The organism is Curtobacterium sp. B18 (genome assembly GCF_000333375.1).
Taxonomy (GTDB): Bacteria; Actinomycetota; Actinomycetes; order Actinomycetales; family Microbacteriaceae; genus Curtobacterium.
In genome coordinates, this window is the sequence record NZ_BACZ01000659.1 from 1 (window position 1) to 9,176 (window position 9,176).

Genomic DNA, 9,176 nt, shown 5'->3' on the forward strand with positions numbered 1-9,176 from the left:
GCCGGCGGACGAGTCGCCGCCGCGCTGGCCGTCGTGGCGCAGGGCGAGGACCCGCTGCTGCTCGACCCGAAGGCCGACGAGCTGCGGAACCGCGTCGACCGCGACGGCCGGGGCAGCGACCGCCGCGACCGCGACGACGACCGCGGCGCCCGGGGCGAGCGGTCCGACCGTGGCCCGCGCCGCTCGCAGCCGATGACCGCCTACCGCATCGAGGTCGGGCGTCGGCACCGCGTCGAGCCGCGCCAGATCGTCGGGGCCCTGGCGAACGAGGGCGGCCTGCGCCGCGACGACTTCGGGGCGATCCAGATCCGTCCGGACTTCTCGATCGTCGAGCTGCCCACCGACATGGACGCCGGGGTGCTCGACCGGCTGACGGACACCCGCATCAGCGGCAAGCTCATCGAGATCAAGCCCGACCGCCGCGGTGGCGGTGCCGGTGGTGCGCGTCGGTTCGACCGCGACGACCGTGGGCCGCGTGCCGGTGGTCGGGACCGCGACGACCGCGGCCCGCGTCGGTACGACCGCGACGACCGTCCGGAGCGCAAGCCGCGTCACTGAGGCACGACCGGGCGCGGGCTGCCCGCGCGGCGGATCACGGAACGCCCCGCCGTCCGGGTGCTGCCTTGCGGGATGACGCACGAGGGCGTGCGCTGCCCGCACGATCCCCGTGCCGACGGGTCCGCGGCGCCCGAGCGGTGGTCTGATACCCCTAGCCGTGGCGCAGGACCACGGGACGACCGAGGGGAACGCACGTGTTCAGAGCCGTAGTCACCGCCGCCGCAGCGGTGGCGCTCGTCATCGGGGGAGCAGCGCCGGCGACGGCCGCACCCTCGTCGGTGCCGGGTGCGCCCACCTCCGTCCGCGTCACCGGTGCCGCCGACAGCGCGACCGTCACCTGGGGACGGCCGGGGTCCGGTGCGAAGGTCACCGGCTGGCGCGTCACGGTGTCGCCCGCCGAGCAGCAGCCGGACGGCGGCGTCGACCGACTCCCGGCGACCGCCCGCTCCGACCGGTTCGGCGACCTGACCGCGAGCACGACCTACACGTTCTCGGTCCGTGCGGTCGGGACCCGCGGCGCGGGCAAGGCCGTCTCGGTGCGCTACACCGCGCCCGGGTCGGTCCGGACCGTGCAGTCGCTGTACGCCCTCGACGGCACCGGCTCCGTCGTGCGCTTCCCGGTCAGCGGGACCGGCGCACCGACCACGATCGCGCCGAACGGCGCGGGCTTCACGGCGGACGACGTCGGCGACGTCTTCGTGCCCTCGGGAGACCGCACGTCCATCGTGATGTACCCGGCGGGCGGCGCTGCTCCCCGGACGGTGGCGACGGGGCTGCACCTCGGCGCCGACCTGCGCTCGGACGTCGCCGGGAACCTGTACTGGGTCGACTCGTCGACGGGCGCGATCACCAAGCTGCCGGTGACGGGTGCCGCGCCGAGGGCGATCATCCCCTCGGCCGGGACCGGGTGGGCGGTCGGACGCGACGGCACGGTCTCCGCGGTGACGTTCGGCCGGGCGGGCGCGGACAGCACCGTCGTCTCCGTGTCACCCTCGGGTGCGCGCACCACGCGGAGCTTCCCGGAGACGGGGTACCGCGTGTTCGCCGGCGTCCTCGCCGACGGCCACGGCAACCTCTACCTGAACTACACCGCGACGGGTGCCTCCGGCGCCAGCGGGTGGGTGCTCCTGGCCGCCGGCTCGTCGACGCTCACCGCCGCCGACGACCGGCTCGCATTCGACTACGCGGCGACGACCACCCGTTCGCTGCTCATCGCCAAGTCTGCGGAGTGGTGCGCCGCCCCGGCGGACTCCAGCCCGACCGGCTGCTCGGCGGACAAGACGATCACGAGCGTCGTGTCCCGTAACGCCGACGGCTCCGTGGCCGAGCGGGTCACGAGCGGCGTGAAGGCCCAGGGGCGCGGGCTGTGGATCGGCGCCGCCGACGAGGCCGGCGACCTGTTCATCGACGTGCGTGCCGGTGCGACACCGGGCCTCTGGCGGCTCGACGCCGCCGGCGGCGTCGCCCAGCGGCTGTCCGCCGGAGCGTTCACGCGGTTGCTGGTGATCTGAGGTCGGACCCGACCGGACGCCGGACGCCAGGCGCGGTGCCAGCGGGTGCCGCGCCTGGCGTCCTGCCGTGCGTAGCGGTCACACCACACCCGTCACGGTCCGTCGGCACACCTCGTCCCACGGGGTCGGCTCGATCCCGAACCGGGCGCGGCTCGCCGAGTCGTCGACCACGTACGGCGCGGTCCACTGGTAGCCCATCTCGGCGATCTCGCGCATCATCGGCGACACCAGGCCCATCGCGCGGAACACGCCGACGGGCATCCGACCGACCCGCACCGGGGGCTTCCCGGCCGCGGCCAAGACCTCGGTGAGCGCCTGCACCTGCGTCCGGGGCGCGTTGCTCGGCACCATCCAGGTGCGCCCGTGGGTGCCCTCGTCCGCACCGGCGGCGACGAGCATCCGTGCGACGTCGAGCACGTCGGTGAAGGTGTGCGGCAGGTCGGTGCGTCCGACCATGGACACGGACCGGCCCTCGAGCGCGGCCGGGAGCACGCGGGTGACGTGCCCGTTCTGGCCGATGCCGGGGCCGACGTAGTCCGACGCGCGGACCTCGACGGCGCGGACCCGTCCGGCCTCGTGCGCGGCGCGCGCATCGGCCCAGAGGCGTGCCCGCAGGATGCCCTTGTGGTCGGTCGCGGCGTCCGGCAGGCTCTCGCGCATCGGGCCGTCCACCGGACCGTACGGGTAGAGGTTGCCGGTGATCGCGTACACGGCGCCGGTCCGTTCGGCGGTGGTGAGCAGTGCGGTCGCGAGCGGCGGCCAGGTCCGTTCCCACTGCGTGTAGTCGCCGGGGTTCGCGCAGTTGTAGAGGACGGCGGCCCCGTCGGTGACGCGGGTGAGCGCGTCGGCGTCGGACGCGTCGAGTGCGACGTGTTCGACGCCGTGGACACCCGTGTCCCGGCCGGACCGGGTGACGACGGCGACCCGCTCGCCCTGCTCGGCGAGGAGTGCGGCGACGTGACGGCCCACGGGACCGGCGCCGACGACGACGTGCTGGTGTGACATGACTTCCTGCTTTCGTTCGTGAGCGAGAGCACCGCTCTCTGTGTCCAGGATGCACGCCCGGTCGTCGAATTGCAAGAGCAGTGCTCTCGTTTGTGTGCAGTGCTCTCGCGTGGCATGGTGGAGGGATGACCGACACGGCCCCGACCGCCCGAGCCCGCGCTCGCGAGGCGGTGCACGCGAGCATCCTCGCCGCCGCCCGGGTGCGGCTCACCGACGAAGGTCCATCGCAGCTGAGCCTGCGGGCCGTGGCCCGTGACGTCGGCATGGTGTCGTCGGCCGTCTACCGGTACTTCCCGAGCCGCGACGACCTGCTGACGGCGCTGCTCATCGCCGACTACGACGAGCTCGGGGCCGCGGTCGAGGCGGCCGACGCGGCAGCGGGTCCGGCCCCGGGGGCACGGTGGGTCGCGGTCTGCCGAGCGATCCGCACCTGGTCGATCGCCCACCCGGGGGACTTCGCGCTCCTGTTCGGCTCGCCGGTGCCCGGGTACGCCGCGCCGCGATCGACCGTCGAGCCGGCGTCGCGGACGACGCTCACGATCGTGCGGGTGGTCGCCGATGCCGTGGCCGACCCCGGGTACCGGGCGCCGGACGCGCCCCGGTCGGGCCCGGGCCGGCTCACGCCCGCCGTCGCCGACGGGGTGGAGTCGCTCCGGGCCTTCGGAACGGGGCTACCGGAAGAGGTCCTCGCCCGCACGCTCATGGCCTGGACGACGGTGTTCGGCACGGTGTCGTTCGAGCTGTTCGGGCACTACGTCGGGTCGGTCTCCGACGGCGCGGCCTTCTTCGACGAGGTCGTCGCCCGGCTGGCCGAGGGGCTCGGGATCGTCGCCGCGTTCGACTGAGTGCTGTCCGTCCCACGCCGGTGGACGGATGCGGGCTGTCCCCAGACCGGGGCGCCGGTCTGGCAGGAGGGTGCTCCCTGCGGTAGACAGGTCGTGGGCCCCGGCCGTACCCGACGGCGCAGCCCTCGCCCGGGACGGCACACCTGGAGTCACCCCGGACGGACCACCACCCTCGGGCGCGCGCCGCGGCCGGGGCCGACGGATCAGGGAGGCACGCTTGCGACGCAGCACGTTCGGCGACGCCGTCGGGGGCACCCGGTGACCGCGCTCGACGTCAGCCGGCAGGACCGCCGCCGCCTCACCACCGGCACGTCCCGGCGTCGACTCGTCACGGTGCGGACCGTCGCACTGCTCGCCTCGATCGCCGGCGTGAACTACGTCGTGTGGCGGTGGGCCGCGTCGGTGAACTGGCACTCGTGGTGGATCGCCGTGCCGCTGATCCTCGCCGAGACGTACAGCGTGATCGATTCGCTCCTCTTCGCGTTCGGGGCCTGGCGGCTCCGTGAACGCGGCGAGCCACCGACCTCGCCGGGGGACCACGTCACCGTCGACGTGTTCATCACCACCTACGACGAGCCGGTCGACCTCGTGCTCCGCACCGCGCGCGCCGCGAAGGCCATCCGCCACCCGCACGCCACGTGGATCCTCGACGACGGCAACCGTCCGGAGATGCGTGCGGCCGCCGAGTCGCTCGGCATCGGGATCATCACCCGTGGGGCCGACTGGGTCGATCGGCCCCGGCACGCCAAGGCCGGCAACCTCAACAACGCACTGCTCGCGACCCAGGGCGAGTTCCTGCTCATCCTCGACGCCGACCAGGTGCCGGACCCGGCGATCCTCGACCGCACGCTCGGGTACTTCAAGGACACCGAGATGGCGCTCGTGCAGACGCCGCAGTGGTTCGAGAACGTCCCCGACGCCGATCTGCTCGGCAGCCAGGCGCCGTTGTTCTACGGCCCGATCCAGCAGTCGAAGGACGGCTGGAACGCCGCGTTCTTCTGCGGTTCGAACGCGATCCTCCGCCGCGAAGCGCTCATGCAGCTCGGGGTCACCCGCTACGTGCGCGAGGTCGAGGCGTCGGTCGCGCGGACGATCAAGACCTCGCGGAAGCTCCTCGCCCGTGCGCGGGAGACCGAGACCGACGAGCGGGTGCTCGGCGCCCTCGACGAGGCCGAGGCCGTGATCGACCGGGCTCGCGACCAGGTGGAGCGCGGCGAGCCCCTCGGCGACGTGACCTACGACTTCCAGCGCGGGATCGACGCCATCTCCTACCGGTTCGCGGCCTCCGACCTCGAGTCCGTCCGCAACGACCTGCAGGAGCTCGCGGCGATGTCGACCGACGCGAACACCTTCGCCGGCCTCGACGATGCGGCGCTCGACGTCCTCGGTCGTCGCGACGCCTCGCCGGTCGCCGCGATCGAGTCCATCGCCGTGCTCACCCGCGCGCTCGACGTCAACCGCGACGACGAGGCGCAGCCGATCATGCCCCTGGCGACGATCTCGGTGACCGAGGACATGGCGACCGCGATGCGTCTGCACGGCCTCGGCTGGAAGTCGGCGTACCACGACGAGATCCTCGCGACGGGCCTCGCCCCCGAAGACCTGCCGACCATGCTCGTGCAGCGGCTCCGTTGGGCGCAGGGCACCATGCAGGTCTTCTTCCGCGAGAACCCCCTCGTGCAGAAGGGGCTCTCGTGGGGGCAGCGGCTCATGTACTTCTCGACGATGTGGAGCTACCTGTCCGGCTTCGCCGCGATCGTCTACATCGCCGCGCCGGTGCTCTGCCTGTCGTTCGGCGTCGTGCCGGTCCAGGCGTACAGCGTGGACTTCTTCGCCCGGCTCATCCCGTTCCTGGTGCTGAACCAGCTGCTGTTCTGGGTGGTGGCGGCCGGCAGACCGACGTGGCGCGGACAGCAGTACTCGCTGGCGCTGTTCCCGGTGTGGATCGAGTCGGTGACGAGCGCCTTCGAGAACGTGTTCCGCGGCAAGCCGTTGGGCTTCCGGGTCACCCCGAAGGTCCGTGACGAGTCCGAGCAGCGGCCGCGGTGGGACCTCGTCAAGCCGCAGCTCGTCGCGATGGGAGCCCTCGTGGCGGCGCTCGTGCTGATCGGCATCCGGTACCTGACCGGTCAGGCGTCCGGCATCGCACCCCTCGTGAACACCGCGTGGGTCGTGTTCGACCTGTTCATCTTCAGCATCGTCATCCGTGCGGTGCTGTACCGGGGCCCCGGGACGGCACGGTCCGGCCACGGGTCGAGCACGGTCGGAGGACCCCTGTGAGCCCGGAACGCATCGAGTTCGACGTCCCCGCGGTCCCCGAGTCGCTCGACGAGGTGCAGGACCGTTTCGGTGCGTGGTGGGACGCCCTGGGCATCGACGACCTCCGACTCCGGTTCGGTCTCGAGACCGCCGTCGCCGAGATCGCGGCGAACATCGTCGAGCACACCCGTCGTGCCGACCAGGAAGCAGGCAGGCGCTACACCGTGGAACTCGACGTGACCGACCGCGAACTCGTGGCCGTCCTCACCGACAACGGGCTGCCCGTCGACATCGACCTCGCCGCGGTGACGATGGCGGACGTCGACGAGGAGAGCGGCCGCGGCCTCGCCCTCGCGATCGCCGCACTCGACCGGCTCGAGCACCGGCACGAGGGCGGGCACAACGTGTGGACCCTGGCGTGCACGCGGTGAGACGACCCGCCGCCCGGCTCCTCGCGTTCCTGGTCGTCCTCGCGACGTTCGCGCTGGGCGGTGCGCTGCCGGCGTCCGCGGTGCAGGCGACGACCGCCGCAGCGACGTCGGCGACCACCACCGCTGCCGCGGCGTCGGCGACGAACGCCGCCGCGGTGGGACCGAGCTCCGGGACGACCTGGTTCGGGCCGGACATCGACTGGGGTGACGACGCCCCCGACGGCTACGCCGGACGCCTCGGCGCGACACCGTCGATGTACGGCGTCGAGATCCCGTACCCGCTCGACCGCAGCGCCCGCAAGGAGTTCCTCCGCGCGACCCGAGCGGCGGCGACGCAGGGCGCGGTCCTCGTCGTGAGCTTCGAGCCCGACCGGTCGCTCGGGTCCCTGACCGCCGCCGACGCCCGAGCCGCGAACACCCTGCTCGAGGACGTCCACCGGCAGTACGACACCCAGGTCCTCGTCCGGTTCGCACCGCAGATGAACGGCACGTGGGTGCGGTGGGGGCAGCAGCCGACCCAGTTCGTGCAGGCCTTCCGCGCGCTCGCGACGGCGGTGCACGCCGGCAGCTCGGACGCCCTGATGGTGTGGTCCCCGTCGTACGGCGCCGGGTACCCCTTCGGCGAGTCCGCGGGACGCCTGCAGGACCTCTCGGCGACGGACGTCTCGAAGCTCGACACGAACGGCGACGGGCGGCTCACCGCCGCCGACGACCCCTACGCGCCGTACTGGCCGGGGGACTCCGCCGTCGACTGGGTCGGGCTGTCGATGCTGTACTTCGGCAAGGGCAAGGCGACCGAGGCCGCCGGCCGGGACGTCCCGCTCACCCGGAACGACGTCCCCGATGCCGGCGAGGTCTCCGCTCGCTTCGACGAGACCTGGGGCTACGAGCAGCGACAGCGGGGGAGCTTCTACGACCGCTTCGCCGTGGCGGACGACCGGCCGATGCTGCTCGACACCGGGGCGCTGTACGACCACTCGCTCCGTGGCGACGACGAACTCCCGGTGAAGCAGGGCTGGTGGCGACAGGTGATCGCCGCCGTGCAGGACCGCCCCCTGATCCGCGGGGTGACGTTCCTCGAGACGAACCGCCGTGAGCCCGAGGCCGGCAACCGGGTCGCCGACTGGCGCGACACCGCGGTCCCCGGCATCGCGGGTTCCTTCCGGACGGACCTCGAACGCGCGGGCGACTTCGTCTTCGGACCGGTCACCGAACGGGTCACGCTCGAGGCCGGGGCCGCGGCGACCGACCAGCAGTACGACACCGGCGGCGACCAGATGGCGTGGATCGTCTGGTGCGCGGTCGGCCTGGCGGTGGTCTTCCTGCTGAGCGGGCTGTTCGGCCGCCTGCTGCCGAGCTGGCGGTACCCGGACGACGGCAAGCCCGGGCGTGACCTCCGGCTCGACCTGTTCCGCGGCTTCATCATCCTCGCCGTGGTGATCACCCACATCGAGATCGGCGGTCCGTACTCGTACATCACGCTGCACGCCGTCGGTGCGATCACGGGCGCCGAGATGTTCGTGTTCCTGTCCGGCATGGTGCTCGGCATGACGTACCCCTTCGCCATCAAGAAGTTCGGCGAGTGGGCGGCCGCGATCGGGGCCTGGAAGCGGGCGCGGAAGCAGTACCTCGTCACGCTCGCGGTGATCCTCGTCGTCTTCGCGCTGAGCTTCGTGCCCTTCCTCAACACCGACGCGATCACCACGTTCACCGACCGGGGGACCGGCACCGGGGGCGTCGGGGCCGAGGGGCGCGTGTACGACCTCTACCCGAACGCGATGCAGCTGCTGGCCTACCCGCCGCCCTGGTACGCGATCCGGCAGTTCCTGCTGCTCGAGATGGGCCCGTGGCCGTTCAACATCATGGGACTCTTCGTCGTGCTGAGCCTCTTCATCCCGGCGTTCATGTGGGTGATCCGTCGCGGCTTCTGGTGGGCGCTGCTCGTCGTCAGCTGGGCGCTCTACCTGTTCCAGGCGCTCAACCCCGAGTTCCGGCCGCTGAACTCCCAGTTCGAGGCGGTGTTCCCGCTGCTCACCTGGCAGGTGGTGTTCACCCACGGCCTCGTGCTCGGGTACTACCGTCGCCAGATCATCGCCGCCCTCACCGGACGACTCGGCAAGGTACTCATCGGCGTGGGCATCGGCGGCTACGCCCTGTTCCTCGTGTACGTGTGGGCGGGCAACCACTTCGGGTTCACGCCCGCGCCGTTCCCGGCGTCGATGTACGACCAGCTGTACAACACCGCCTACCAGCGCGTCGACCTGCAGTGGGGACGCCTGGTGGACATCGCCTTCTTCGCGATCGTCTCCTACGCGATCCTCACCGTGTTCTGGAAGCCGATCTCGACGGCGATCGGCTGGCTGTGGATCCCGATCGGCCAGGCGAGCCTCTACGTCTTCGTGTGGCAGGTGTTCTTCGCGCTGGCGATCGCGTCCATCCCGGGCATCGACTGGGGCAACGCGTGGATCGGTTTCGCGACCCACACTCTGCTCATCCTGTTGGCCTGGTACATGGTCCGGAAACGGTTCCTGTTCTCGGTCATTNNGGGNNGGNGGNNNGGAGGNGNG

Annotated in this window: 6 protein-coding genes and 1 pseudogene (1 of these 7 running past the window's edge); 6 read left to right on the forward strand and 1 reads right to left on the reverse strand. The window is 72.2% G+C overall.

The features are described 5' to 3' along the window. A partial coding sequence (locus I5E_RS17710) for a DbpA RNA binding domain-containing protein (protein WP_031263093.1) occupies window positions 1–558 on the forward strand: 558 nt, incomplete at its 5' end. Between the two features lie 194 nt (window positions 559–752). Beyond that, the gene (locus I5E_RS17715; RefSeq protein WP_083858030.1) at window positions 753–2,069 is read left to right on the forward strand and encodes a fibronectin type III domain-containing protein; all 1,317 of its coding nucleotides are present in this window, start codon (window positions 753–755) and stop codon (window positions 2,067–2,069) included. A gap of 78 nt (window positions 2,070–2,147) precedes the next feature. Here the strand turns inward: I5E_RS17715 and I5E_RS17720 are convergent, their stop codons facing one another. Then, window positions 2,148–3,074: an NAD-dependent epimerase/dehydratase family protein gene (locus I5E_RS17720; RefSeq protein WP_022908163.1), complete on the reverse strand. Its 927-nt coding sequence runs from the start codon at window positions 3,072–3,074 to the stop codon at window positions 2,148–2,150. 125 nt (window positions 3,075–3,199) lie between these two features. On the opposite strand from I5E_RS17720, the gene I5E_RS17725 reads away from it, so the two are divergent. From I5E_RS17725 to I5E_RS27420, 4 genes and pseudogenes are all read left to right on the forward strand, one after another. Beyond that, window positions 3,200–3,919, forward strand: coding sequence for a TetR/AcrR family transcriptional regulator (locus I5E_RS17725; RefSeq protein WP_022908164.1), 720 nt, complete (start codon window positions 3,200–3,202; stop codon window positions 3,917–3,919). A 258-nt stretch (window positions 3,920–4,177) separates the two neighbouring features. Further along, window positions 4,178–6,199 carry a glycosyltransferase gene (locus I5E_RS17730; protein ID WP_022908165.1) on the forward strand — a complete coding sequence of 674 codons (2,022 nt, stop codon included), beginning with the start codon at window positions 4,178–4,180 and terminating at the stop codon, window positions 6,197–6,199. After that, window positions 6,196–6,609 (forward strand): ATP-binding protein, encoded by a 414-nt coding sequence (locus I5E_RS17735; RefSeq protein WP_022908166.1) that lies wholly within the window; start codon window positions 6,196–6,198, stop codon window positions 6,607–6,609. Before I5E_RS17730 ends, I5E_RS17735 begins: the two co-directional genes overlap by 4 nt. Before the next feature lie 1,277 nt (window positions 6,610–7,886). Next, window positions 7,887–9,176: pseudogene (locus I5E_RS27420) on the forward strand (OpgC family protein); its annotated part runs 6 nt beyond the window's last position; the annotation flags it as partial.

Coding starts and splice junctions, on each gene's coding strand:
- I5E_RS17720 (WP_022908163.1), bottom strand. CDS start 3,074: ATGTCACACCAGCACGTCGTCGTCGGCGCCGGTCCCGTGGGCCGTCAC.
- I5E_RS17725 (WP_022908164.1), top strand. CDS start 3,200: ATGACCGACACGGCCCCGACCGCCCGAGCCCGCGCTCGCGAGGCGGTG.